We start from the raw sequence: 23,709 nt of genomic DNA, 5'->3' as shown, positions 1-23,709 counted from the left end.
CCGGCAAGGCCGCGATCGCCTCCGTGGTTGTCAGGATGGAATGGGCGTAGGTCGGGCCGTTCAGCTCGTGCGCGGCGTGCATCATGTCGTGCGAGAAGGCGGCGGTGGCATCCGGATTTCGCGCCCAAGCCCGGCGATCTGATCGCCGCGGAGCACTGGGGGCAGAGCGGCTTCGCCAACACCAATCTCGACTTCCTGCTGAAGCAGAAGGGCATCACGCATGTGATCGTGGTCGGGCTGCTGGCCAACACCTGCATCGAATCGACCGCCCGCTTCGCGATGGAGCTCGGCTACCACGTGACGCTGGTGCGCGATGCCACCGCCGCCTTCTCGCACGACATGATGCACGCCGCGCACGAGCTGAACGGCCCGACCTACGCCCATTCCATCCTGACAACCACGGAGGCGATCGCGGCCTTGCCGGCGGCCTCCGATTCCAAGGAAACAGTCAAATGACCACGACATCGAAGACAGCAGCTGCAATCGCAATCAGCCAACCGACGCCGGAAGCGATCGACCACGACAGACGCAAGCTGCTCACGGGCGCGGCGTTCGGCCTTGCCGCCGCCGCTGCCGCCAGCCTGTTCCCCTCGCATCCCGCCGCGGCAGCCGCCAATGATGCGATCCGCCTGTTCCGCATTGACATCCCCGAGGAAGACCTGGTCGACCTTCGCCGCCGCCTGGCGGCGACGCGATGGTCCGACAAGGAGACCGTCAACGACGACTCCCAGGGCGTCCCGCAGGCCATGCTGCGCGATCTCGTCCGCCACTGGCAGACCGACTACGACTGGCGGAAAGTCGAGGCGCGGCTCAACGCCTTGCCGCAGTTCATCACCGAGATCGACGGGCTGGACATCCACTTCATTCACGTTCGCTCGAAGCACGACAACGCACTGCCGATGATCGTCACGCACGGCTGGCCGGGCTCCGTCATCGAGCAGATGAAGATCATCGATCCCCTGACCAATCCCACTGCGCATGGCGGCAGCGCGTCGGACGCGTTCCATCTCGTGATCCCGTCGATGCCGGGCTACGGTTTCTCCGGCAAGCCGACCGCGACGGGCTGGGATCCGCAGCGCATCGCGCGTGCCTGGGTCCAATTGATAAAGCGGCTCGGCTACACGAAGTTCGTGGCGCAGGGCGGCGACTGGGGTTCGCCGGTCTCCAATGAAATGGCCAAGCTAGGCGCGCCGGAGCTGCTCGGCATCCACGTCAATCTGCCCGGCGTGGTCCCGCCCGAGGTGTTCAAGGCGGTCGCGACCGGTGGCCCCGCGCCGGACAATCTGTCCGCAGAGGAGCAGCACGCGTTCGACCAGATCAAGCTTCAGTTCACGAAGCGGCGCGCTTACGCGCAGATCATGGGTACGCGCCCGCAGTCGCTTGCGGCGTTTGCAGATTCGCCGGCGGGCCTCGCCGCCTGGCTGCTCGATCACGGCGACGGCTACGCGCAGCCGGCCTCGGCGATGCAATCGGCCGTGCTTGGACATGCCGTCAACGGCCATTCCGCGGGTGCACTGACCCGCGACGACGTGCTCGACAACATCACGCTGTACTGGCTCACCAACAGCGCGATTTCCTCGGCACGCCTATACTGGGAAAACAAGACCAACCTGTATCTGCCGTCCAATGTCACGATCCCCGCCGCCGTCACCGCGTTCCCCGGCGAGAGTTTTGTGGCGCCGCGGAGCTGGGCGGAAAAGGCCTATCACAAGTTGATCTACTTCCATCAGGCCGAAGCCGGCGGTCACTTCGCGGCGTGGGAGCAGCCCGACATCTTCAGCCAAAAGGTTCGCGACGCGTTCCGGCCGCTCCGCAAACTGATCTGAGAATCCAACCCAAAAGGAGTATTTGTCATGCCGAAACTTGCACTCATCGCCACTGTCGAGGTCGCGCCGGAGAAGCGCGACCAGGTGCAGTCGCTGCTGTCGGCGCACGGCGCCCGCTCGCTCAGGGATGAGCCGGGCACGCTGCATTTCGAGATCCTGGTGCCGCGCGAGGACGCCGCGAAGCTCCTGATCTACGAGGTCTATCAGGACGACGCCGCATTCGAGGCGCATCGCAATGCGCGGTCGATCGCGCAGTTCCGCGAGGAGTCAGCAGGGCTCGGCGTCAAGATCAGCGCGACGCGGTGTACGCCCGCCGCGTAGGCCTCCGACGCCGGGCGAAAGATCAGACCATCTGACGCAGCAGGCCGATCAGGCGGCCGCACTCATCGTCCGTGCCGACCGTGATGCGCAGGAAATCCTCGATCCGCGGCTTCTGGAAATGCCGGACCAGGACGCCGCGCTCGCGCAGCTTCGCGGCGAGATCGGCGCCGCGATGGGCGCCATGGCGGGCGAACACAAAATTCGCGAGCGACGGCAGCACCTCGAAGCCGAGTTCGGTGAGACCGCTGGTGAGCGCTTGGCGGCTCTTGATGATGCGTTGCCGCGTCTCCTCAAACCATGCGTCGTCTTCGATCGAGGCGACTGCACCTGCGATCGCAAAGCAATCCAGCGGATAGGAGTTGAAGCTGTCCTTCACCCGCTCCAGCGCCTCGATCAGCGGGCGCTGGCCGATGGCGAAGCCGACGCGCAGTCCTGCCAGCGCGCGCGACTTCGAGAGCGTCTGGATGACCAGCAGATTGTCGTGGCGCGCCACCAGCGGCACCGCGCTTTCGGCGCCGAAGTCGACATAGGCTTCATCGACCACCACCAGCCGGTCCGGTTGCTCGGTGACCAGCGCCTCGATCGCGGCGCGCGGCAGCGCGATGCCGGTCGGCGCGTTGGGATTGCACAGCAGGATGGCGCTGCCCGGCCGCCGGTAGTCGGCGAGGTCGATCCGCATCGCGGCATCGAGCGGCACCAATTCGTAGCTGATGCCGTAGAGGCGGCAGTAGACCGGGTAAAAGCTGTAGGTGATGTCCGGGAATAGCAGCGGCGCGTCGTGCTTCAGCAGCGCCGGAAAGGCGTGAGCCAGCACCTCGTCCGAGCCGTTGCCGACGAAAACCTCGTCCGCCGTGACGCCATGGCGCGCCGCGATCGCCTCGCGCAGGGCGGATGCGCGCGGATCCGGATAGAGCCGCAGGCGATCCGTCGTCGCTGTGATCGCCGCCACCGCGCGCGGCGACGGCGGGTAGGGATTCTCGTTGGTATTGAGCTTGATGAGGCCGTCGATCTTCGGCTGCTCGCCGGGCACGTATGGCGACAGATTGTGGACGACCGAACTCCAGAAGCGACTCATGATCTGCGATCCAGGGATGAATGCGACCACAATACGGAATACAAGGCGCTGATGAAAGCGCCCCTTTAATCCTTAGCAGTCTGATGTGGGTCGCGCTCGCGACCTACCAGGTCGCGGTACCCTTCATGGTCGGCTGCCCCTCGGCATTCGCCGTCCACAGCTCCAGGCCGCCGTCCTTGTCGTTGGCATTGATCGAGAACTCGCTGCCTTCGAATAGCGGCTGCACGCCGCGGTAGGACAGCTTCTTCGGCGGCTTGCCGCCGCGCAGCTTGGCGGCGAGCTCGACGATGAAGGAAGCCTGTAGCGGGCCGTGGAAGATCAGGCCCGGGTAGCCCTCGACCTTGGTGACGTAGTCGCGATCGTAATGGATGCGGTGGCCGTTGAAGGTCAGCGCCGAGTAACGGAACAGCAGCACCGGATCAGAGACGTGGCTCTCGCGATGCTGCGCGACCGGCGGAGGCGGCGCCTTGGCGGGCGCGGCGGCTGGCGTGCTCGTCATCTCGCGATAGACGATGTCCTGCCGCTCGCGGACCGCCAGCCCGCGCGACGTCGTCACCTCGTGATTGACCGAGACGAAGCACAGCGTGCCGGTCGAACCCGACTTCACCGTGACGTCGGCAATGCGCGAGGTTCGCTTGGCCTCGTCGCCGATCCGCAAGCTATCGAAGAATTCGAGCTCGCCGCCGGCCCACATCCGGCGCGGCAACGGCACCGGCGGCAGGAAGCCGCCGCGGGTCGGGTGGCCGTCCGGTCCGAGCTGCGACATCGGAAACACCGGCTGCGCCAGGCACCAATGCGTGGTCCACGGCGCGGCGTCGTCCGCCTTCGGCTCGCCGATCTCTTGGAACAGCGTCGCGCGCAGCCCCATCACCAGATACTTGGTGACGACGTCGGAGGCTTCGGTGGTCTTGCCAATCCACTGGCGGAGATGATCGAGGTCGAGTTTATCGGTCATGACTGTCTTGCCCGGGGCAGGAGGGAATTTCAGGAACGTTTGGTGCGCTCGCCGATCGCGGGCACCTTGCCGTAGTGCCTGTCCTCGCCGACCACGATCGCGGCCGGCGCCGGATAGCTGACACGGCCGTTCGGCGTGTCGACCTCGATGCGGCGCAGATGCGGATGCTTGGCGAGATCGTCCATGCTGTTGACTTCGGCAAATGCGATGTCGGCATCCGCAAGCTTCGCCAGCAATTCCTCGCGCGTCAGCCTGCCGAAGCTGTCGCTGACGATTCCGTCGGTCAGCGCGCGGTTGCGTACGCGCTCCACCATGTTGGCAAAGCGCGGATCGTCGGGGAGGCCCGGTTGGTCGAGCACCTTGGCGCAGAGCGTCTTCCACTCGCGCTCGCTCTGGATCGAGATCAGGATCTCCTTGCCATCCTTGGAGCGGAACACGCCGTAGGGCGCGATCGAGGGATGGGCGAGGCCGATACGTTTGGGCGACTTGCCGTCCTCGGCGTTGAGCAGCGGCACGGTGAGCCAGTCGGCCATCACGTCGAACATCGAAATCCGGATGTCGGCACCCTGGCCGGTGCGGCCGCGGCCGATCAGCGCCTCGAGGATCGCGGCATGCGCAGTGGCGCCGGTTGCGACGTCGACGATCGACATGCCGACGCGCGAGGCGCCCTCGGGCCCGCCGGTGATGGAGGCAAGGCCGCTCTCGGCCTGGATCAGCAGATCATAGGCCTTGCGGTCGGCATAGGGGCCGGTGTCGCCATAACCGGTGATCGTGCACATGATCAGCTTCGGATACTCCTTGCGCAGCCGCTCGCGCGAGAAGCCGAGCTTGTCCATCGAGCCGGGCTTGAGGTTCTGCAACAGCACGTCGGCGCCCGCAATCAGCTCCTCGAGCTGCGCGCGGCCTTCCCTGGTGGCGAGATCGACCACCGCGGAATCCTTGCCGCGGTTGAGCCAGACGAAATAGCTGCTCTGGCCCTTCGCCGCGGCGTCATAGCCGCGGGCGAAATCGCCCTCGGGCCGCTCGATCTTGATGACGTGGGCGCCGGCATCGGCGAGGCGTGACGAGCAGAACGGCGCGGCAACCGCCTGTTCGACGGCGATGACGGTCAATCCCTCAAGCAGCAGCATGATCAGAGAACTCAGTAGGAACGGGGCATGCCGAGCACATGCTCGGCGACGAAGGACAGGATCAGATTGGTCGAGATCGGCGCCACCTGGTAGAGCCGGGTTTCGCGGAACTTGCGCTCGACGTCGTATTCCTCGGCGAAGCCGAAGCCGCCATGGGTCTGCACGCAGGCATTGGCCGCTTCCCAGGAGGCATCCGCCGCCAGCATCTTGGCCATGTTGGCCTCGGCGCCGCAGTCGAGGCCTGCTTCATATTTGCGGGTGGCTTCCTTCACCATCAGTTCCGCCGCGCGCATCGAGGCGTAGGCCTTCGCAATCGGGAACTGGACGCCTTGATTCTGGCCGATCGGCCGGCCGAACACGCTGCGCTCCTTGGCGTAGTTGGTGGCCTTGGCGATGAACCACTTGGCATCGCCGACGCACTCGGCCGCGATCAGGATGCGCTCGGCATTCATGCCGGAGAGAATGTAGCGAAAACCCTTGCCTTCCTCGCCGATCAGATTCTCCGCCGGCACCTTCATGTCGGTGAAGAACACTTCGGTGGTGGCGTGATTCATCATGGTGCGGATCGGGCGGATCTCCAGCCCCTTGCCCTTCACCTCGCGCATGTCGACGATGAACACCGAGAGCCCGTCGGTGCGCTTCTTCGACTGCTCCTTCGGCGTGGTGCGCGCCAGCAGCACCATCAGGTCGGAATATTCGGCGCGGCTGGTCCAGATCTTCTGGCCGTTGACGATGTAATGGTCGCCGTCGCGGCGCGCGAAGGTCTTCAGCGACGAGGTGTCGGTGCCGCTGGTCGGCTCGGTGACGCCGAACGCCTGCAACCGCAATTCGCCGGTCGCGACCTTCGGCAGATATTTCGCCTTCTGCGCGTCGTTGCCGTGCCGGAGCACGGTGCCCATCGTGTACATCTGGGCGTGGCAGCCACCGCCATTGCAGCCGGCGCGCTGGATCTCTTCCAGGATCGCCGCCGCCGCCGACAGCTTCAGGCCCGCGCCGCCATATTCCTCGGGGATCAGCACCGAGAGATAGCCGGCCTCCGTCAGCGCATCGACGAATTCCTTCGGATAGGCCATCTGGCGATCGAGCTTGCGCCAGTATTCGCCGGGAAACTGCGCGCAGAGTTTTGCAACGGCGTCGCGGATGTCGGTGTGGTCGTCGGTGTGCTGTTCGTGTGCGGTCATTGTTTCTGTCTTGCCGAGAGGTTGCACCAGAGCGTTTTCGAGCGAAGTGGTCACCGGTTCGCGTGAAGAAACCGCGTCAAACAAAGTTGCGGGCAATGCGCCCGCTGTTGTGGGGCCCCGGTAAACTCCCTATGCTGTTTTGTTATAGCGTATGAACCTGCCTTCCAGGATTGGCAAGTATGGATTTCCGCCAGCTTAGGACCTTTGCGTGCGTCGCGGAACTCGGGAGTCTGAGCAAGGCATCCGATACCTTGCGGGTCGCGCAGCCGGCGCTGAGCCGGCAGATCAAGCTGCTGGAGCACGAGCTGCGCACTGAATTGTTCACGCGCAATGGCCGCGGCATGGTGCTGACCGATGCCGGCCGGCTGCTGCTGGCACGCACCGGCGGTATCGTGCGGCAGATCGACCAGATCCGCGACGACATCCAGTCCGCCGGCGGCGCGCCGTCCGGCCGCGTCGTGCTCGGGCTGGTGCCGACGGTGAGCTGCGTGATCTCGGCGCGGCTGGCGCGGCGCACGGTGGAGCGCTATCCCGGCATCTCGCTCTGCATCGTCGAAAGCTACAGCGGCCATCTGATCGAGTGGCTGCATCGCGGCGAGATGGATCTCGCGGTGATCTATGGTCCGTCGGTCGATCTGCACCTGGCGGTGCAGAGCCTCGGCCGCGACTCGATCGTCGCGGTCGGCCCGCGTGGCAGCGGGCTGAAGCAGAAGAAGCAGGTCGACATCGGCTGGCTGCTGCGCCAGCGCCTGGTGCTGCCAAGTCATTCGCACGGGCTCCGCGCCATGATCGAGCATGCAGCGGCGAAGAAGAAGGTCACGCTCGACGTCAAGCTCGAGGCGGATTCGTTCCGGGTGCTGACGAGCCTGGTCGAGGAGGGGCTCGGATACACCATGCTGCCGCCGTCCTCGGTGCGCGGCGAGGTCGCGGAGGGCCGGCTCGAGACCGCGCCGATCGCGCGGCCGGCACCGCGGCGCGAGCTGACTTTGGCCTCGCCGGTCGAGCATCCCGGCTCCAATGCGATCACGCTGATCGCACGATTGCTGCGCGACGAGGTCGCGGCATGCCGCGCCGAGGGGCTCTGGGATATCCAGCTCGCCTGAGCGCGGTAGCACTCATTTCCGTCATTGCGAGCGAAGCGAAGCAATCCATCGCGCGGCATGCGCGGAGACATGGATTGCTTCGTCGCTTCAGCGCAAAATTGCTTTGCAATTTTGTCGCGAGCTCCTCGCAATGACGACGGTGTGTGCATTAGATCTCAGCTCACCTTGAAGCCGAGATGGCCGCGGAAGCGGTTCTTGAGATACGTGCCGTCGCGCGGCGGCAGCGCGCGCTCGACTTCGCCGGCCGCGATCCTGATCCGCGCCAGCCGCGGGCCGCCGCTGAGATCGCGCAAGCTGTTGCGGAAGCGCTCGATGCCGGCCATGTCGGCGATGTCGGAGACACTGCGGATGCCCGCGCCATCAGCGATCACCTCGAGCCTGGCGCCGAGGCCGGAGTGGCTGGGCTGCATCCCGGTCTCGCCGAAATGCCCGTTGTCGAGCACGGCGACCGAGAGATTGCCGGGCTGCTTGGTCGCGATGGTCAGGAGGCTGCCGATCCCCATCAGCTGCTCGCCGTCGCCGGTGACGACCAGCACCGGCCGCTTCGGCTGCGCCAGCGCGAGGCCGAGCCCGACCATCGCCGCGCCGCCCATCGCGCCCCAGAGATAGAAATTGCTCGCGTGGTCGCCGGCATCGAACACATCGTAGGACGAGGAGCCGAGCCCGGAGATCACGAGCAGGTCGCCGCGGTCGGCGAGCAGCGCCTTCACGGCGGCGCGGCGATCGAGGGTGCCAGGTGTGATGGACATCAGTGCGTCTCCCTGGTCCACTTCTTGCGGCCGATCATCCGCTGCGAGATCAGGACTGCGACCTGCTGGTCGCCGTCATAGGCGAGCGAGGCCGCAGCCGAGATCACTTCCTCGGCGTCGTCGGGATTCTCCAGCCGCAGCACGGTGGCGCCCATGATCTCGAAGGCCTGCGGCGTCGCGCGGCCCATCGGGATCTGCCAGGGATTGAACTCGGCCCATTCGCCGCGCATCGTCACTAGCGTAAGCAGCGGGAAGCGGCAGCTCGCCATCAGCGACAGCATGTTGACGCAGTTGCCGACGCCGCTCGATTGCATCAGCAGCACCGCGCGGTCGCCGCCGAGCCAGGCGCCGGCGGCCATCGCCACGCCTTCCTCCTCGGTCGTCAGCACGGTGGTCTTGATGTCGGCATCCGCGTGCGACAGCTTGATCAGCTTGGAGTGTCCCGCATCCGGGACGTAGGACACCTGTGCCACGCCGAAGCTCTTCAGCGTGCGGTAGATCGCAACCGGCCAGTCGCTGCTGGTCGCGCTGTCCTGGTGAACGGCAATCTGGTCCATCATGGCCTCGGCTAGGGGCGCGCAGTGGCGCGCCCTCACACCGAAGGCTTAGGGCAGGTCGGGGCCTTATTCTCATCACATCTGGCTCGCCCAGTTATGCCGGAATTTTATAGGGGAGCTGGGATAAGGCTTCGTTCCAGCTACGAGGTAAACCGACGATTTAGCAAACCGCCAGAACAGCTGACTCCGACCTCCTGGGTTCGGCTAGATTACCTGAAGTTGTGCCTGTCGCGCCGCGTGCGGGAGAAGGGAGTTCGACCTTGAACATATGCGTCCGTTTGTTTGCTGGCACGGCCATCGTGATCGCGACAACGCAAGCCATATTTGGCCAATCCCCCGCGCGTCTGCCCGGCACGATCGGCTCGGAGGCGCAGGCCGATGCGCTGGAAAACCTGGCACGCAAGAAGGATGATGTGCTCATTCCCACATGCAGGTTTGCGGGCGGCCGATGCGGCTATATCGATCGTAGTGGCAACACCGTCATCGCGCCGGAATTCGATTGGGCCGATCGCTTCGGTGCGGGTCGGGCGCTGGTTCGCCGCGCCGGAAAATATGGTGCCATCGATACGACCGGTCGTTTGGCGATTGCTCCGGTCTACGATGCGATGAGCAGCGTTGATCGTGGCCTAGCGTTGGTTCTCGTCGGAGACCGATTGGGCGTCATTGACGAGAACGGCCACTCGATCGTGCCGGCAGAGCACGGCGCGATCATTCGTATCTCGCCGGATGCTTTCCTGGTCGCGGAGCCACCTTACGTCGTTCGGCGCAGACCACTCAATTGGAAAGATGTTGGGCCCGGCAAGCGGTGGGGCGTCGTCGCCGCAGGCGGAAATTGGATTGTGCGGCCCACATTCGCACAGGTCAGTGCGCTGTCGGACGAACTGAGTGGACTGTTCTGGGCCGCGGGCTCGGCGCACATGGATGCCCGATGGACGTTGATGGATTCGCGGGGTGTGGCGGTCAACAACGAGCTGTTCGACCATGTGCAGCAGATCCAGCCACGGGAAGATCGGGCCATCGTGAAGCGTGGCAACCGCTGGGGCGCCATCGACGGCAAGGGAAACATCGTCGTTGCGTTGAAATTTGATTGGCTAGGCTATTTTCGTGACGGCTGGGCGCCCTACCGACTGGCGGGCAGCGAGGGGCGGATCAATCGTGACGGAGGCATTCTTTCGGAAGCGGCTGCTTCGGAGCCGGCTGCGCGGCCTTCGGCTTTCAGCGCCAAGGTCAGCGCCGTCGTCGGCGGCAAGGCACTTTATACCGATCAGGCCGGCACGCAGTTGCTAGGCTCCGACCATCCGAGGTGCCCGGATGGCCGCCACCTCGGCTTCGCGCAGGGACGCTGGACGATCATGACGGCGGACAACCGACCTCTCCCCGATATCGAGTTCGAGTATGTTCATCTCGCATGCAACAGTCCCTCGATCGTCCGACACGATGGCAAATGGGGTTTCATCTCGACGGAAGGTAACCTCGTGGCGAACCGTTACTTCGATCGGGCAGATCCATTTCACGGCGGGATTGCGGCAGTTGTCGATGCCGGACTCTGGGCCGTCATCGGAGAGGACGGCGCGTTTCTGCTGGGACCGCTGAAGCTCGCGCGGGGCACGTTCATCAGCGGCACCGGCGAATACGGCATTGAATTCGAGGAAGGCTACCGGACGCTCGACAGGGCCCAGGTCGCCGAGCTAGCGCGAAATCCTGAGCCGCTGACACATCGCCTTGCGCCGCGCTTGCCCTGGTCCGAAGGGCTTGCGGCAAAGCTCGACGGTAACACCGACAAATGGGGCTTTATCGACTCGACCGGCGAATTCGTCATCGCTCCGCAATTTGATGCGGTGGACAGCTTCAGGAACGGCGTTGCCTGGGCGGCATTTCCCGACCGCCGCGAATGGTGCCAGATCGACAAAGCCGGCCGCATCGAGCCGAATGCGCGGTGCCGCTGTGGCCAACCGCTCGTGATCGTCGAGCACTACTACCCCCCGCCAAATGTCGCTTGCTACGATGATGGCCTTCGCATCGTTCGCGGTTTTCCCGGGATCCGGGGAATGGCCAACTAGCGCCAGCCGCATATCGTGCCGGCAACATGCTTCGGCGAGCATGCTCGACCATCATCCGCGCCGCCCTGTTGGCTCCTGCAATGAGCTTCAGTGTCACTGCGCTTTCTTGCCCGCCGTGAAGACGTACATGTCCCAGAACGTCTCGGGATGAGCGACCTCGAAGCGATGCCACTGATCCAGATTGGTCTCGTCGGCCGTGCCCGGAAACTGCTTGCGGAACTGGTCGAGCACCGCGGGATCGTCAAACGGCTCGAAGCCCTGGAACGTCAGGCCATGCTCGCTCAGGAATGCCGCGATCTCGGGAATGGTGAGGCGGTGCTCCATGACGTTGAACAGCAGATCGCGGCAGCCGCTCATGCTGTAGAAATCCTTGGCGCCGATCAGCGGTTTCCACTGATCCGCCTCGCGGAAGATATCCTGCCGGCATCGTCTGATATCGTCGGCAGTGGCGCGATAGCCGCGCGCGGAGATACGGGCGCGGGCCTCGACGATGACGCGGCGCGCCGGATCGCTGTACAGGCCGATGCGCATCGTGCCGCCCGGCCGCAGCAGCGAGACCAGCACGCGCCAACCGGCCATGGGCTCGGCCAGATGGTGCAGCACGCCGACCGACTCGATGCTGTCGAAGGTGCGATCGATCGCACCCAGTTCGAGGATATCCGCCTGTGCATATTCGATGTTGCGCAAGCCGAGCTCCCGCGTCTTGCGGCGCGCATAGGCGAGGCTGGTCATGCTGATGTCGACCGCGAGCAGGCGGGCGTTCGGATAGACTTGTGCGATCTGGATCGCGTGCGAACCGGTACCGCAACCCGCGATCAGGATATCCCGTTCGGCTCGCTGTTCCGCGGTCGCAACGGTTCGTCCTCGCGCCCGATCGGCGGTGAACGCCGTCAGCGGGTTCACGGTCCAGCGCGGATAGGGATTTTCCTCGTACTGGCGCATCACCTCGACGGATACGTCGTTCCTGATCGGAGTGAGCGTTGGAATAGCGCTGCGTTCTTCCATCTCCTCGCGCGGCTCGCGAAGCTGCACTCGCAACAGGCCGGCAATGCTCGCGGGCCAATCGCGGCGCAGCAGCACGTCCGCGGCGGGCAAGGCATGAAGCGGAAAATAGGCGGCAACGACGGCCAGCGTGAGCGGCGTGATCGTGGCCCCTGACGCCAGGTCCTGCAGCAAGCGATCGCGCAGTGCGCCCGCTGCTTCGCTTTCCACCGCAGCCTGTCCATTGACATATTCGTTGATGAAGCACTGCCGGGCGAGCGCGCAGGCAAAGGCAACGATGTCGTCGTCGACGTCGCTTTTGTTGCTCGCGAGCCGCAGCAGCTCGGTCCGCGCATATCCAAGCAGCACCTCGAGCTGCATGCTCGCCAGCGTCGTCGCTTCCATCGCCGAGCGCAGGAACAAATCGCCCGCAAGCGGCGCAATGCCTTCGCTGCCGAACAATTCAGCGCTCGGTACCGGCAGCGGCCATTGGCCGGCGATGCGCCCGACATAGGCGGTGACGGTGGGGCTCTGGAGGATGAAGCTGACGGCCTTCGCATCCATGCCGAGCGCAAGCGCCTTGCTGAAATGCGCCGACGCCTTGGCGCGATTGCCCAGCGCCAGGTTGGCGTTGCCGGCATTGTAGTGGCAGGCGGCGTTCACCTCGTCCGAAGCGATGGCTTTCGCGAACATCTTCGCCGCGGCCCGGTGATCGCCGGATGCCTGCGCCATCAGGCCGAGAAGGTTCAGGCTCTGCACATGCGCAGGCTCACGCGCGAGAATTTGCCGGCAAATCTCCTGCGCTTCGTTGAAGCGTCGCATCCCGTAGAAGCGGCTTGCCTCCGCAGCGAGGGCAGCAATGCTGACGCCCGCGGACCCGAAGGCAGGTGCGTTCCTGGCGGATTCGTCCCGTCGCTTACCGGCCGCACGCCGTTCTTTTCGGTTCATGTTCCGTCAACTGGCCCAAACTGCGCGACGCGGCGCATCGACCGCTCGGCCCAGACATAGGGCCGATCGCATGTGTGGCCAAGGACAATCTAGGCTCAGCCCGGGATCCGTACCGGCAGGTTCTCGATGCCGCGCACGAAGCTGGAATAGACCCGCTTCGGTTCGCCGACCACCTCGATGCGGTCGAAGCGCTTCAGCATCTCCTGCCAGACGATCTTGAGCTGCAGCTCGGCGAGCCGCATGCCGACACAGCGATGGATGCCAAAGCCGAACGACAGGTGGATGCGCGGCCGGGCGCGATCGATGATGAACTCGTCGGGACGCTCGATCACCTCGTCGTCGCGGTTGCCGGAGACGTACCACATCACGACGCGGTCGCCCTTCCTGATCGTCTTGCCGCCGATCTCGGTATCCTGAAGGGCGGTGCGCCGCATATGCGCGAGCGGCGTCTGCCAGCGGATCACCTCCGGCACCATGGTGTCGATCAGTTCGGGGTTCTCCTTCAGCTTCCGGAACTGATCGGGATGCTCGTGCAGCGCCAGCACCGAGCCGCTCATGGTGTTGCGGGTGGTGTCGTTGCCTCCGACGATGAGCAGGATGATGTTGCCCATCAGATTGTCGGGGTCCATGTGCCGCGTGGCGTCGTTATGCGCCATCATCGACAGCAGGTCGTTGCGCGGGGCCGAGTTGACGCGCTCATTCCAGAGCTTCGAGAAAGTGGCGTAGCACTCGTCCATCTCCTGCCGGCGCTGTTCCGGCGATTCGACGATGCCGCTCTTCGGCAGCGCGGTGGAGACGTCGGACCAGCGCGTCAGCTTGCGCCGCTCTTCCCAGGGGAAGTCGAACAGCGTCGCCAGCATCTGGGTAGTCAACTCGATCGAGACGCGCTCGACGAAATTGAAGGTCTCGTTGCGCGGCAGATTGTCGAGCACGCTGGCCGAACGCTGGCGGATCAGCTTGGCGAGCTCATCCAGATGCGTCGGCGTGAACATCGGCGACACGGTCTTGCGCTGATGGGCGTGCTTCGGCTGGTCCATCGCGATGAAGCTCGGATAGTCGTAGCCGGGCGGCACATCGCGGATCGAGATGCCGCCGAGCGTGGAGTCCGACGAGAAGATGCCGTGGCTGGTGTCGACATGCATGATGTCGTTGTACTTCACCACCGACCAATACGGTTCGATCGGGGCATTGGTGCAGTAGTGCACCGGCTCTTCCTTGCGCAGGCGCTCGAACCACGGCCACAGCGTGTCGTTCTGGAACAGCCGCGGCGCGCCGGGATGGAAGTCCTTCAGCGGCGTCGCATAGGCTTCCTCGCGCGCCTGGCGCAGCAGTTCGGCCCGGTCGGCACGGATGGCAGTCTGGACGTTCATGATCTCTCTCTACACAATTTCGAAGGCCGCACGGGAGGTGGTTGGGCTCTCTCCCCCTTGCGGGGGAGAGTTGGAGAGAGGGGTGAGCCACGAGCACCGTTCGCGCGGCTTACCCCTCTCCCTAACCCTCCCCCGCACACAAGTCGGGCTTGCCCGACTTGTGCAGATTCATGATGCGCAACCTGGGTATACCCCGGTTGCGTGGGGGGAGGGAACCCATCCGATCGTGCCTCCCTGACTCGGGCCAAGCGATGCAAATGTTTCGGCACGACAGCGGATGCGGCCTTCACGCCGCAATGCGCACTGGCAGCGTCTCGTAGCCCTTGATGAAGCTGGAATACACCCGCTGCGGCTCCTCTACCACATCGATGGTGTCGAAGCGCTTGAGGATCTCTTCCCAGATGATCTTGAGCTGCAGTTCGGCGAGCCGCAGGCCGACGCAGCGGTGGATGCCGAAGCCGAACGAGATGTGGGTGCGCGGCCGGGCGCGGTCGATCAGGAACTCGTAGGGCTTCTCGATCGCTTCCTCGTCGCGGTTGCCCGAGACGTACCACATCACGACCTTGTCGCCCTTCTTGATCTGGCGTCCGCGGAATTCGATATCGGCGAGCGCAGTGCGCCGCATATGGGCGAGCGGCGTCTGCCAGCGGATCACCTCAGGCACGAAACTGTCGATCAGCGCCGGATTCTCGCGCAGCTTGCGGTACTGCTCCGGATGCTTGGCGAGCGCATAGATGCTGCCGGACAGCGTGTTGCGCGTGGTGTCGTTGCCGCCGACGATCAACAGGATCAGATTGCCGAGGAAATTCTTCGGGTCCATGTTCCGCGTGGCGTCGCTGTGCGCCATCATCGAGAGCAGGTCGCTCTTCGGCGGCTCGTTGCTGCGCTCCTTCCAGAGCCTGGCGAAATAGCTCGCGCATTCCATCAGTTCGGCCTGCCGCTCGTCTTCGGTGGCGACGAGGCCGCCGGCGCCGGGCAGGGTGGTCGCGACATCGGACCAGCGCGTCAGCTTGCGGCGGTCCTCCCAGGGGAAGTCGAACAGCACCGCGAGCATCTGGGTCGTCAGCTCGATCGAGACCTTGTCGACCCAGTCGAACACCTCGCCGCGCGGCAGGTTGTCGAGGCATTCGGTCGAGCGCTTGCGGATATTGGTTGCGAGTTCGTCAAGATGCGTCGGCGTGAACATCGGCGCCACGGTCTTGCGCTGCGCCGAATGGCGCGGCTGGTCCATCGCGATGAAGCTTTCGCGGCGCAGATCCGGCGGCACGTCGCGGATGGTGATGCCGCCGAGCGAGGCGGCCGAGGAGAACACCGAATGGTTGGTCTCGATGTCCATGATGTCGTTGTAGCGGGTGATTGACCAGTACGGACCGAACATCGAGTCCTTGCAGTAGTGCACCGGATCCTCGCGGCGCAGCCGGTCGAAATACGGCCAGAAGGTATCGTTCTTGAACAGCTCGGGATCGCCGGGATCGTAGTCCGCGAGCGGAAGCGTGTTGGCGCGTTCGCGGGCGGCGTCCAGATTCGTAGCCTCGGCGAGATCGATGGTCCCGTGCATGAGCGGCTCCTCAACCGTTTGTGCTGCCGGGGCATCGCCGGCGCGGCATGTTTTACCGAATTACATTCCCATTCCGCGGTTTGCGCAAGGGCTCTCAGCGCGCATTTGGCCGCATTGGTAGCCGGCCAAAACGGCCGAATCCGGGCTTTTCCCGTTGTGGAGGCGGAGCGGCGGCGACCACGCGCGTTTGAAACGGTGTTTGATTTGGCCGGGCGGAGGCGTGCGAAACGGTGCTGGGCCTTTATTGGCTGTCGGTTTTTTCGGTGCCGGGCTTTTCGCAGGGGTAGGTGTCCTGGATGCCCCAGAGCAGCAGGAGCGCGACCAAGGCGTCGCCCTTTGCGGACCGCTTGTCGGCCGACTTCAGCATGATCTCCTCGGTTTGCTCGGTGGACGATGCGAGGTTGCCGGGCATGCAGAACGACGGTTGGCCGTGGCGCCGCAGCCACGCATTGTAGGCCATCAGGCCGCCTTTCACGCCGTCCAGGTACATATGATTGAAGATGCGGAAACTCTCATTCGCTGGATTGCGATAGGAATCCAGCCGCACGTCGCCGGCAGCTGCGGGAGCCGCCGTCAGCGCCAGGAAGCATGCCGACAGGATCCATTTGTTCATCGTACCTGTCCTCGCTTGCGGCGGCGTCCTTGCCGGTCGTTCCATCACCTGATCGGTAAGTATGGATTTCCCTCGTTGAGGTTCGAAGCTCGTTCTCGCCGGCCGGGGGTATAGGGACCGCGAAAGAACGACCCGGCTGGCGTCCCGTGTTGGTCAGCAGGCGGTTGATCGACAGCTTCAGGAAGTGGAAAGCGAGGGCAGGATCCGCATGGCACACCTGGGCCAGCTCGCCCTCGGTGAGCCAGAGCAGCTCGACATCGGAAATTGCCTGAGCCGTCTGGGTACGCTGATGTGCCGTCGAGAAAACGCCAATTTCCCCGAACAGCTCTCCCGCCCCCAGAACGAGATCGATTTCACTGAGGCGTACGCTTCCCTTTGCAAGCAGATAGATGCGATCGGCGTGATCGCCTTGCCTGAAAATGATCTCCCCGGCCTTCCACGTCGCCGCTTTCATGAACGGACGTAGCGGTTCGGTCGTGAATTCGCCCTTGGATGCCTGCTCCACAATTCGCCTGAGGCGGAGCATCTGGACTGTTCGGACGACGTTGAGAGGCAACAGAACCGAGTGAAGGATGAGGATTGGATACAAGCCGTCGCAGAACGCGTATGCGATGAACGCGACATTGCTCAAGATGGCCGCGATCCTGAGCGGGAGCATCGTCTTCATGCAAAACGTGGCGAAGACGAGAAGCGATGCGAGATAGCCGGCACCTTCAACCCAGGACTTCGAGCCGCAGAGCAGACCGTCTGGGCAGAGCATTTCCGCGTCCTTCTATGAACTTGCCCCTGAAGAGCGCGACGACCCCTGCACATGCGGCTCAAGGGGCCTGGATACCGAAGCAAACCCAAGATCACATGCTGATCGGCTAGAAGAATCCGGCACTGAGATCCAGCCCATAAGTCACCGATAGCAGCCACACCAAGAGGGCGGCTCCGCAGAACGACGCGGTCTGCTTAAGGACGTTTGCTTGCACTGACGATGCCGGGAATACCCGGACAAAAGCCTTTGCAATCGCAGCAGCTGCAACGGCGCGCATGATGATCTCCAGGAGGGTGCCAACAGCGCTCGATCAGGGAATGTTGATCGCTGGCAGCGGGCCAGTAGGTCGGATTGCCCCTTCGCCGGGTGGCTCCTGCACGAAGGCCGCGAGTGCAATCAAGACTGCGCATGATAGGGCGATGAAAAAGCCGAGACGCCATCGCCGCTCCGTCCGGTCGTCGTCGGGCGTGTCAAGCCGCCGCGCGCCCGTTGCTGTGCGCATCGTTAATCTCCGAATATCGTGTCGGTGAGATGACCAGTCTTCGCAATACCCGCACTGTATCGCGCCGTTTGATGCGCCTGGGAACTACCTAGAAAGGTGGTCTGGTGTCCCTTATGCTTCGCCTGAAGTTCGATGACCTGCACACTCTTTTCGGGGGAAGGGGGACATGCATCTATCCACGGATTCCACCAATCCGCAGAATCAAAACGTCTATGCACTCTGGGATCGGCTGGCCGAGTTCTCCGTCGGCGACGGCGACGCCGCACTGACGCACCTGCTGGCCACCCTGTGTGCCATGTTGTCGGCACGCAATGCGCTGTGGGCCGTGGTCGTGCGATTGCCTTCGCCAACGCGGACCGATCCCTTGCTCGGCTGGCGTCCTCGCCTCGTCCGGCTGCTGGACCCGATACCGGCGGTGGCCGCATCCGTGCAGGAGCAGTTCGATACGCTCTGGTCCACCGACGTCGACCTGTCTCAGATCCTCGCCGTATCGGGGGATGAGCCGTTCCGCACCCGCCTGCTCTTCGAAGCGCTGCCGCCGGAATGGTTCGAGGGCGAACACTATCGGCGGCACTACCTGGAAGTCGGTCTCGCCGACAGCATTTCCGTGCGCTGTGCACTCAATGACGACGTGAGGATTCACCTATTCGTGTTTCGCGATGCGCAGGCGCCCCGCTTCTCGACGCCGGACAGCAAGGGCCTGGACTTCGTGATGCGTGGGTTGAGATGGTTTTACCGGCAACAACTGCTCAGCCACGGTCTGCTCATCGCCAACGCGCCCCTGACACCTGCTGAACGCAGGGTGTTGCTCGCACTGCTCGACGGGCACATGGAAAAGCAGATCGCCCAGAGGCTCGACCAAAGTCCGAACACCACGCACTTCCACGTCAAGTCGATCTACGCCAAGTTCGGCGTGCGCAATCGCTCGGCGCTCGCTGCGCTGTGGCTCGGCAAGCTGCGATAGCGAACTGCAGTCGCAGTCTCATGCGGCCAGGTGCGGCGTGTTTCGGCGAGAACAGCAATCCTGGCCATCCCGGAGGACCATCTCAGAAAGTGAACCGCGCCGGGTTTCCCGGAGGAGGGAGACAAAGACGCTGAATCGATCTCCCTCGCATTTTTGAGCTGCAGAATCGGCGAAGAAATCGAGGCGAAATTCGCAAGTTCTTACAGGAGGATCTGGGATCGAATTGTTCAAAAAACGAAAGCGAGTCGTTCTCAAAGCGTCCGCACAGGGCGGCGGCCACTTCGCTCCGGCGGTGGTCGATACCCGCATCGAGGACCGGTCTGTTTCCGGCCAGCCGTTAAGGCATAGCCAACCTCACCCAGCCAAAAATCGCCGGGCGATCTCGACCTCGTGTGAAACCTGGATCACACTCAGAGCGACAAACCTGTGCTTTTGATGCGCAGAGATTGTCCCGTCCTGGAGCTATCCCGTGAACGACATGAGCTGGACCCCGCTGGGGCCGCCGCAGCCGCCCCCGCAACCGGTTCCGCCGCCGATGCCGGTGGCATTTTCAGGGAGCCGGAAGGAGTTCTTCCGCCTGGTCGCGCGCGGCGCCGGGCTCGAGCTCGTCACGGTCGGCTTCTACCGGTTCTGGCTCACCACCGACATCCGCCGTCACCTCTGGTCGAACACCGTGATCGACGGCGACGCGCCGGAATATACCGGCCGCGGCAAGGAGCTGCTGATCGGCTTCCTGGTCGCGCTGGCGATCCTGCTGCCGATCTATCTCGGCTATTTCCTGATCGGTATCGAGGCGGAGCATCTCAAGGCGTTCGCCTCGCTGCCGCTGGTCGCGTTCTTCTATGTGTTCGGCCAGTTCGCGATCTATCGCGCGCGGCGCTACCGCCTGACCCGCACGGTGTGGCGCGGCGTCCGCTTCTGGATGAGCGGCTCGGGCTGGATCTATGCGCTCAAGGCCTCGCTGTGGGGCCTGCTGGTGGTGATCACGTTCGGCCTGGCGCTGCCGTGGCGCGAGGCGGCGCTCGAACGCTACAAGATGCGGCATTCCTATTATGGCGACCTGCAGGGCTCGTTCGAGGGCCGCGGCTGGGAGTTCTTCAAGCGCGGCTGGTGGCTGTGGCTGTTGATGCCGTTCGCGCTGTCGTCCTACGTCTTCGCCCCGTTCGCCTATGCCGCGTTCAAGGCGGTCGAGTGGCGCTGGTGGCTGTCGGGCATCCGCTTCGGCGAGGTGCGGCTTGAATCGACGCTCAGCCGCGGCGCGCTGATCGGCCTTTACTGGAAGGTCATCGGCTGGATCCTGCTGCTTGTCGTGGTGTTCGCGGTCTACGTTGTGCTCAGCACCTTGCTGGTCGCCAGCATGAGCGGCTCTTCGATCGATACGTTCTTCAAGACCGAGGCGTTCGCCAAGAGCATTCCCCTGATCGTCCTGCTCGGTATCGGCTATCTCGCCTTTGCGCTGGCGATGAACGTGGTGATGCGCGTCTATCTGATGCGCGATCTCTGGGTCCGGGTGCTGTCCTCGACCATCGTGCACAACATCGCTGCCGCCGCCAACGTCACCGCGCGCGGCGATCTCGCCAATGCGCTCGGCGAGGGCTTTGCCGATGGCCTCGATGTCGGCGGATTTTAGCCCTATGGAATCGGACTCCAACGAGACCAGCTCCGCGGCGCCGCCCAATCCCGGCGGTGTCTTCTTCGACGGCCGGTCGAACCGGCGGCGCATCGTCGCGCTCAAGCTGTCCGATGCGCTGGAGATCAGGGAGGGCGGCGAACAGCTCGCGCGCTGGGCGTTTCACGACATCCGCCGTGCCGACAGTCCGTCCGGTCTGTTGCGGCTGAGCTGCCTGACCGCGCCATCTTTGGCGCGGCTCGAAATCCGCGACGCAGCGCTGATCGCCGAGCTCATCGCGCGCTGCGACACGCTCGAGGCCGACCTGCCGAACCGCAAGGGCGTCGCCGCGATCGTCGGCTGGTCGGTCGCGGCTGCCGTGTCGATCGTGCTGGTGGTGCTGTTCGGCGTGCCGCTGGCCGCCGAGCGGTTGACGCCGCTGGTGCCGGACTCTTTCGAGCGCCGCATCGGCGATGTCGCGGAGGCGCAGGTCAAGGTGCTGTTCGACGGCGAGCCGTGCAGCAACGCGGCCGGCCAGGCGGCATTCGCGAAGCTGGTCGGCAAGTTGCGGGAGTCCGCAGGTTTCGACAATTCGGTGCAGTCCGGCGTGCTGGCGACACCGGTGCCGAACGCCTTCGCGCTGCCGGGCGGCAAGGTGTTTCTGTTCGACGGGCTGCTGGAGAAGGCCGAGAACCCCGACGAGATCGCCGGCGTGCTGGCGCATGAGCTCGGCCATCTCCGGCATCGCGACAGCATGCGCGAGCTGATCCACAATGGCGGCACCTCGTTCCTGATCGGGCTGTTGTTCGGCGACGTCACCGGCTCCGGCGCGCTGATCTTCGCATCGCGCTCGCTGGTGACGTCATCCTATTCGCGTGACGCCGAGACCAAAGCCGATACGTTCGCGATCGAGACCATGCACAAGCTCGGCCGTCCGGCGAAGCCGATGGGCGAACTGATGTTCCGCGTCACCGGCAAGGAAGGCGGCAAGGGATTCTCGCTGATCTCCAGCCATCCGCTGACCGAGGACCGCCTCGCGCGCATGGACAAGGCCGACGCCGGCAATAAGCCCAACGGCCAGCCGCTGCTGTCATCAGCCGAATGGCAGGCGCTGAAGGGCATCTGCGGATCGGGCAAGGGCAAGGTGTAACGCAAGGGATTTACGAAATCGGGATCTCGAGAGCCGGAGCCATCCCATGCCGCGTGACGACAGATACTGGTTTCCCGCCAAGTGCTACGGCTGGGGCTGGGGACCACCCAACAACTGGCAGGGCTGGTCGGTTCTCGTAGGCTTCGTGGCTTTGATCGCGGTCGGCGGCGCGATGAACCTGCCGCACTCACCGGCTCGTTTTGTCGGCTGCATGCTCGTGCTGAGCGTCCTGCTCACTGCCGTCTGCTGGTGGAAGGGCGAGCCGCCGCGCTGGCGCTGGGGTGGCGACTAGAGTGATGGTTTGGCTGCATTCCGTATGTAGCCCGGATGAGCGAAGCGATATCCGGGGGCGACTGACCCGCATGTCGCGTCGCTCATGCGGGCTACATTCTTGCTGGGCGACCTACTTCACGAGCCGGAACTTGCCGCCGTCGACCTTGATCAGGAACGCCGACCGTTCGTCATAGCCGTTGTGGTCGGTCGGGCTCATGGTCGAGAGGCCGTTGTTCAGATAGACGTCCTTGCCGCGCTCCAGTTCGTCGCGCAGCGCGGCGCGGAATTCCGGCGTGCCGGGTTTTGCGGTCTTCAACGCGATCGCCGCCGCGCGCCTGAACAGCGTCACCGCGTCCCACAGATGCGCGCCAAAGATGTTCGGCTTCTGCCCGTTGGCCTTTTCATAGGACGCCACGAATTCGTCGCGCACCTGGCGGAACGGATCGTTCGCCGGCAGATCGTCGGCGATCGTGAAGGCCTCACCGGTGAAGATCGCGCCCTCGACATTGGCGCCGCCGAGCTTGATGAATTCCTCCGACGCAACCCCGTGGGTCTGGAAGATCTTGCCGGCATAGCCGCGGCTGCGCAGCGCTTCCTGCGGCAGCACGGCGGGCGTGCCAGCGGAGGCGATGAACACCGCCTCCGGATTGGTCGCGATCACCTTCAGCGCCTGGCCCGTCGCGCTGGTGTCGGCGCGCGCATAGACCTCATGGGTCGTGACGGTAAGGCCGAGCTGAGGGGCCAGCCGCGACACCTCGTTGTAGTAGCCTTCGCCATAGCCGTCGGAGACGCCGATATATCCCAGCGTCTTGATGCCGGACTTGGCGATGTATTTCAGGATCGCCGCCGCCATCAGGTCGTCATTGGGCACCACCTTGAACGCCCAGCGGCGGCGGTCGTCCATCGGGCGCACGATCGCGGTCGCCGCGGCAAGCGAGATGATCGGCGTCTTGGCTTCCGCGGCGACGTCGAGCATCGGCATGGTCACCGGGGTGAGCGAGGAGCCGATCAGGATGTCGACGCCGTCCTGGATCACCAGGCGGCGGGCATTCTGCGTGCCCTTGGTCGGATCGGATTCGTCGTCGAGCGCGATATAGGTGACCTTCTCGCCGCCGATCTCCTTCGGCAGCGCGGCGATGGTGCGCATCTGCGGCTGGCCGAGCGCCGAGCCCGGTCCGGATGCGGACACCACGACGCCGACCTTGATGTCGGCACGCGCGTCCGGCGCGACCAGCAGCGCGCTCGCGAGTACCCAGAGTCCGGCCATGGCCAGCTTCATTGCGATTCCTCCCAGCAGGTTCTTTTTCTATGACGGCGTGGCCGATGGTAGCCGACCGGCATCCGGCTTCGCATCATAGTGATCCCGTCTGAAGCGTCTGTCCCCCTGATTGGGGACATCCGGGCGGCGCCTCGGAAGGGCGCGCGCCTTCGGCAAGCCGACCCGTCGCGCGGCGTCTCGGCTGCGGGCGGGTCCTGAACCTCACGTTTACCAATCCCTTAAAGGTCGCGGGAACCAGTTTCCCTAATCGGGTGGCAATCTCCTGCTGTTATTGATGGCCAGGAAAAGGGAGTACGAACTATGTTCAGCATTGTTCGGATCCTCGTCTTGATCGCATCTGCGTATGCGGGATCCGTGGTTGCAGGCGTGCAGTTGGACGGCGCGCCATCGTCGCAAGCGGTCCACGTCCATGAGTGAGCTTCATCCGATCGCGTCCGAGCACGCGCGCGCCATCTGCGAAGAGATCGGCGAGCGGCTGCGTCATGCCCTGCGCGGCGATTACGCCGACTTGCCGCCAAGGCTGCGCGAGCTCGTCGACGAGCTCGCATTGCAGGATTGCGAGGCGCCGTCGCTGGTGCCGGCGATGGCGGAGATGACGGGACCGCTGGTGTTTGCAGCCTAGCACTACTTTGGCAGATTGTGTTTTCGCCGCTGTTTTTCGCGGATTTGCTTTCGGCAATATGGGCATTGCTGAGACGGCGGCCGAAGGATGAGATCGACGATGGCGTGACGTACTGCGGGCATG

General features: G+C 64.3%; 23 protein-coding genes. 10 read left to right on the top strand and 13 right to left on the bottom strand.

The genetic code is table 11. The features are described from left to right. The 3 genes from FNJ47_RS28920 to FNJ47_RS28910 form a co-directional block, all read left to right on the top strand. Window positions 1-456 (top strand): cysteine hydrolase family protein (locus tag FNJ47_RS28920; protein ID WP_236000147.1); only part of this gene is annotated, 456 nt, incomplete at its 5' end. After that, entirely contained in the window at window positions 453-1,826 is a 1,374-nt protein-coding gene (locus FNJ47_RS28915) for an epoxide hydrolase family protein (protein ID WP_163159314.1), read from the top strand. The genes FNJ47_RS28920 and FNJ47_RS28915, both read left to right, overlap by 4 nt. 27 nt (window positions 1,827-1,853) lie before the next feature. Continuing rightward, window positions 1,854-2,147 (top strand): putative quinol monooxygenase, encoded by a 294-nt coding sequence (locus FNJ47_RS28910; RefSeq protein WP_163159312.1) that lies wholly within the window; start codon window positions 1,854-1,856, stop codon window positions 2,145-2,147. Between the two features lie 22 nt (window positions 2,148-2,169). Here the strand turns inward: FNJ47_RS28910 and hisC are convergent, their stop codons facing one another. The 4 genes from hisC to FNJ47_RS28890 form a co-directional block, all read right to left on the bottom strand. Beyond that, the gene (hisC, locus tag FNJ47_RS28905; RefSeq protein ID WP_163159310.1) at window positions 2,170-3,222 is read right to left on the bottom strand and encodes a histidinol-phosphate transaminase; all 1,053 of its coding nucleotides are present in this window, start codon (window positions 3,220-3,222) and stop codon (window positions 2,170-2,172) included. 103 nt (window positions 3,223-3,325) lie between these two features. Beyond that, complete coding sequence (locus FNJ47_RS28900) at window positions 3,326-4,177, bottom strand: HTD2 family dehydratase (RefSeq protein ID WP_163159308.1); 852 nt, start codon at window positions 4,175-4,177, stop codon at window positions 3,326-3,328. A gap of 29 nt (window positions 4,178-4,206) precedes the next feature. Next, window positions 4,207-5,307 carry a CaiB/BaiF CoA transferase family protein gene (locus FNJ47_RS28895; RefSeq protein ID WP_163159306.1) on the bottom strand — a complete coding sequence of 367 codons (1,101 nt, stop codon included), beginning with the start codon at window positions 5,305-5,307 and terminating at the stop codon, window positions 4,207-4,209. Between the two features lie 11 nt (window positions 5,308-5,318). Beyond that, window positions 5,319-6,488: an acyl-CoA dehydrogenase family protein gene (locus FNJ47_RS28890; protein ID WP_163159304.1), complete on the bottom strand. Its 1,170-nt coding sequence runs from the start codon at window positions 6,486-6,488 to the stop codon at window positions 5,319-5,321. Window positions 6,489-6,667: 179 nt separating this feature from the next. On the opposite strand from FNJ47_RS28890, the gene FNJ47_RS28885 reads away from it, so the two are divergent. Further along, entirely contained in the window at window positions 6,668-7,591 is a 924-nt protein-coding gene (locus FNJ47_RS28885; protein WP_050423797.1) for a LysR family transcriptional regulator, read from the top strand. Window positions 7,592-7,746: 155 nt separating this feature from the next. Here FNJ47_RS28885 and FNJ47_RS28880 read toward each other — a convergent pair whose 3' ends face one another. Both FNJ47_RS28880 and FNJ47_RS28875 read right to left on the bottom strand, forming a co-directional pair. Next, entirely contained in the window at window positions 7,747-8,340 is a 594-nt protein-coding gene (locus tag FNJ47_RS28880) for a thiamine pyrophosphate-dependent enzyme (protein ID WP_163159302.1), read from the bottom strand. Further along, window positions 8,340-8,900 (bottom strand): thiamine pyrophosphate-binding protein, encoded by a 561-nt coding sequence (locus tag FNJ47_RS28875; RefSeq protein WP_163159300.1) that lies wholly within the window; start codon window positions 8,898-8,900, stop codon window positions 8,340-8,342. Before FNJ47_RS28875 ends, FNJ47_RS28880 begins: the two co-directional genes overlap by 1 nt. A 296-nt stretch (window positions 8,901-9,196) precedes the next feature. On the opposite strand from FNJ47_RS28875, the gene FNJ47_RS28870 reads away from it, so the two are divergent. Beyond that, complete coding sequence (locus FNJ47_RS28870) at window positions 9,197-10,957, top strand: WG repeat-containing protein (protein WP_163159298.1); 1,761 nt, start codon at window positions 9,197-9,199, stop codon at window positions 10,955-10,957. A gap of 93 nt (window positions 10,958-11,050) precedes the next feature. Here the strand turns inward: FNJ47_RS28870 and FNJ47_RS28865 are convergent, their stop codons facing one another. The 6 genes from FNJ47_RS28865 to FNJ47_RS28840 form a co-directional block, all read right to left on the bottom strand. Beyond that, the gene (locus tag FNJ47_RS28865) at window positions 11,051-12,760 is read right to left on the bottom strand and encodes a class I SAM-dependent methyltransferase (protein WP_163159295.1); all 1,710 of its coding nucleotides are present in this window, start codon (window positions 12,758-12,760) and stop codon (window positions 11,051-11,053) included. A gap of 221 nt (window positions 12,761-12,981) precedes the next feature. Next, complete coding sequence (locus tag FNJ47_RS28860; protein WP_163159293.1) at window positions 12,982-14,256, bottom strand: cytochrome P450; 1,275 nt, start codon at window positions 14,254-14,256, stop codon at window positions 12,982-12,984. Window positions 14,257-14,542: 286 nt separating this feature from the next. Next, window positions 14,543-15,814: a cytochrome P450 gene (locus FNJ47_RS28855; RefSeq protein WP_163159291.1), complete on the bottom strand. Its 1,272-nt coding sequence runs from the start codon at window positions 15,812-15,814 to the stop codon at window positions 14,543-14,545. Window positions 15,815-16,055: 241 nt separating this feature from the next. After that, window positions 16,056-16,304: a hypothetical protein gene (locus tag FNJ47_RS28850; RefSeq protein ID WP_236000146.1), complete on the bottom strand. Its 249-nt coding sequence runs from the start codon at window positions 16,302-16,304 to the stop codon at window positions 16,056-16,058. A gap of 22 nt (window positions 16,305-16,326) precedes the next feature. Next, window positions 16,327-17,187, bottom strand: a complete 861-nt coding sequence (locus FNJ47_RS28845) for a Crp/Fnr family transcriptional regulator (RefSeq protein WP_163159287.1) — start codon at window positions 17,185-17,187, stop codon at window positions 16,327-16,329. A 106-nt stretch (window positions 17,188-17,293) separates the two neighbouring features. After that, on the bottom strand, window positions 17,294-17,464 hold the full coding sequence (locus FNJ47_RS28840; RefSeq protein WP_163159273.1) for a hypothetical protein: 171 nt from the start codon (window positions 17,462-17,464) through the stop codon (window positions 17,294-17,296). A 391-nt stretch (window positions 17,465-17,855) separates the two neighbouring features. Between FNJ47_RS28840 and FNJ47_RS28835 the strand changes: the two genes are divergently transcribed. The 4 genes from FNJ47_RS28835 to FNJ47_RS28820 all read left to right on the top strand — a co-directional run bounded on the left by FNJ47_RS28835 (window position 17,856) and on the right by FNJ47_RS28820 (window position 21,704). After that, a complete protein-coding gene (locus FNJ47_RS28835; RefSeq protein WP_163159285.1) occupies window positions 17,856-18,653 on the top strand; it encodes a helix-turn-helix transcriptional regulator in 798 nt (265 codons plus the stop codon). 478 nt (window positions 18,654-19,131) lie between these two features. After that, a complete protein-coding gene (locus FNJ47_RS28830; RefSeq protein ID WP_165445920.1) occupies window positions 19,132-20,283 on the top strand; it encodes a DUF898 family protein in 1,152 nt (383 codons plus the stop codon). Window positions 20,284-20,287: 4 nt separating this feature from the next. After that, window positions 20,288-21,412, top strand: a complete 1,125-nt coding sequence (locus tag FNJ47_RS28825) for a M48 family metallopeptidase (protein ID WP_163159281.1) — start codon at window positions 20,288-20,290, stop codon at window positions 21,410-21,412. Between the two features lie 46 nt (window positions 21,413-21,458). Next, on the top strand, window positions 21,459-21,704 hold the full coding sequence (locus FNJ47_RS28820; protein ID WP_163159279.1) for a hypothetical protein: 246 nt from the start codon (window positions 21,459-21,461) through the stop codon (window positions 21,702-21,704). A 111-nt stretch (window positions 21,705-21,815) separates the two neighbouring features. On the opposite strand, the gene FNJ47_RS28815 is transcribed toward FNJ47_RS28820, so the two are convergent. Then, window positions 21,816-22,964, bottom strand: a complete 1,149-nt coding sequence (locus FNJ47_RS28815; protein ID WP_163159277.1) for an ABC transporter substrate-binding protein — start codon at window positions 22,962-22,964, stop codon at window positions 21,816-21,818. Between the two features lie 409 nt (window positions 22,965-23,373). Between FNJ47_RS28815 and FNJ47_RS28810 the strand changes: the two genes are divergently transcribed. Next, the gene (locus FNJ47_RS28810) at window positions 23,374-23,586 is read left to right on the top strand and encodes a hypothetical protein (protein WP_163159275.1); all 213 of its coding nucleotides are present in this window, start codon (window positions 23,374-23,376) and stop codon (window positions 23,584-23,586) included. Window positions 23,587-23,709: the final 123 nt, after the last annotated feature.

Origin of the sequence: Bradyrhizobium uaiense (assembly GCF_010811875.1) — a bacterium.
Lineage (GTDB): Bacteria > Pseudomonadota > Alphaproteobacteria > Rhizobiales > Xanthobacteraceae > Bradyrhizobium > Bradyrhizobium uaiense.
This window is presented reverse-complemented; position numbering and strand designations above follow the sequence as displayed.

Excerpts from the sequence above, each read along its gene's own strand:
- FNJ47_RS28915 (WP_163159314.1), top strand. The coding sequence starts at position 453 with ATGACCACGACATCGAAGACAGCAGCTGCAATCGCAATCAGCCAACCG.
- FNJ47_RS28910 (WP_163159312.1), top strand. The coding sequence starts at position 1,854 with ATGCCGAAACTTGCACTCATCGCCACTGTCGAGGTCGCGCCGGAGAAG.
- hisC (WP_163159310.1), bottom strand. The coding sequence starts at position 3,222 with ATGAGTCGCTTCTGGAGTTCGGTCGTCCACAATCTGTCGCCATACGTG.
- FNJ47_RS28900 (WP_163159308.1), bottom strand. The coding sequence starts at position 4,177 with ATGACCGATAAACTCGACCTCGATCATCTCCGCCAGTGGATTGGCAAG.
- FNJ47_RS28895 (WP_163159306.1), bottom strand. The coding sequence starts at position 5,307 with ATGCTGCTGCTTGAGGGATTGACCGTCATCGCCGTCGAACAGGCGGTT.
- FNJ47_RS28890 (WP_163159304.1), bottom strand. The coding sequence starts at position 6,488 with ATGACCGCACACGAACAGCACACCGACGACCACACCGACATCCGCGAC.
- FNJ47_RS28885 (WP_050423797.1), top strand. The coding sequence starts at position 6,668 with ATGGATTTCCGCCAGCTTAGGACCTTTGCGTGCGTCGCGGAACTCGGG.
- FNJ47_RS28880 (WP_163159302.1), bottom strand. The coding sequence starts at position 8,340 with ATGTCCATCACACCTGGCACCCTCGATCGCCGCGCCGCCGTGAAGGCG.
- FNJ47_RS28875 (WP_163159300.1), bottom strand. The coding sequence starts at position 8,900 with ATGATGGACCAGATTGCCGTTCACCAGGACAGCGCGACCAGCAGCGAC.
- FNJ47_RS28865 (WP_163159295.1), bottom strand. The coding sequence starts at position 12,760 with ATGCGACGCTTCAACGAAGCGCAGGAGATTTGCCGGCAAATTCTCGCG.
- FNJ47_RS28860 (WP_163159293.1), bottom strand. The coding sequence starts at position 14,256 with ATGAACGTCCAGACTGCCATCCGTGCCGACCGGGCCGAACTGCTGCGC.
- FNJ47_RS28855 (WP_163159291.1), bottom strand. The coding sequence starts at position 15,814 with ATGCACGGGACCATCGATCTCGCCGAGGCTACGAATCTGGACGCCGCC.
- FNJ47_RS28850 (WP_236000146.1), bottom strand. The coding sequence starts at position 16,304 with ATGTACCTGGACGGCGTGAAAGGCGGCCTGATGGCCTACAATGCGTGG.
- FNJ47_RS28845 (WP_163159287.1), bottom strand. The coding sequence starts at position 17,187 with ATGCTCTGCCCAGACGGTCTGCTCTGCGGCTCGAAGTCCTGGGTTGAA.
- FNJ47_RS28840 (WP_163159273.1), bottom strand. The coding sequence starts at position 17,464 with ATGCGCGCCGTTGCAGCTGCTGCGATTGCAAAGGCTTTTGTCCGGGTA.
- FNJ47_RS28835 (WP_163159285.1), top strand. The coding sequence starts at position 17,856 with ATGCATCTATCCACGGATTCCACCAATCCGCAGAATCAAAACGTCTAT.
- FNJ47_RS28830 (WP_165445920.1), top strand. The coding sequence starts at position 19,132 with ATGAGCTGGACCCCGCTGGGGCCGCCGCAGCCGCCCCCGCAACCGGTT.
- FNJ47_RS28825 (WP_163159281.1), top strand. The coding sequence starts at position 20,288 with ATGGAATCGGACTCCAACGAGACCAGCTCCGCGGCGCCGCCCAATCCC.
- FNJ47_RS28820 (WP_163159279.1), top strand. The coding sequence starts at position 21,459 with ATGCCGCGTGACGACAGATACTGGTTTCCCGCCAAGTGCTACGGCTGG.
- FNJ47_RS28815 (WP_163159277.1), bottom strand. The coding sequence starts at position 22,964 with ATGAAGCTGGCCATGGCCGGACTCTGGGTACTCGCGAGCGCGCTGCTG.
- FNJ47_RS28810 (WP_163159275.1), top strand. The coding sequence starts at position 23,374 with ATGAGTGAGCTTCATCCGATCGCGTCCGAGCACGCGCGCGCCATCTGC.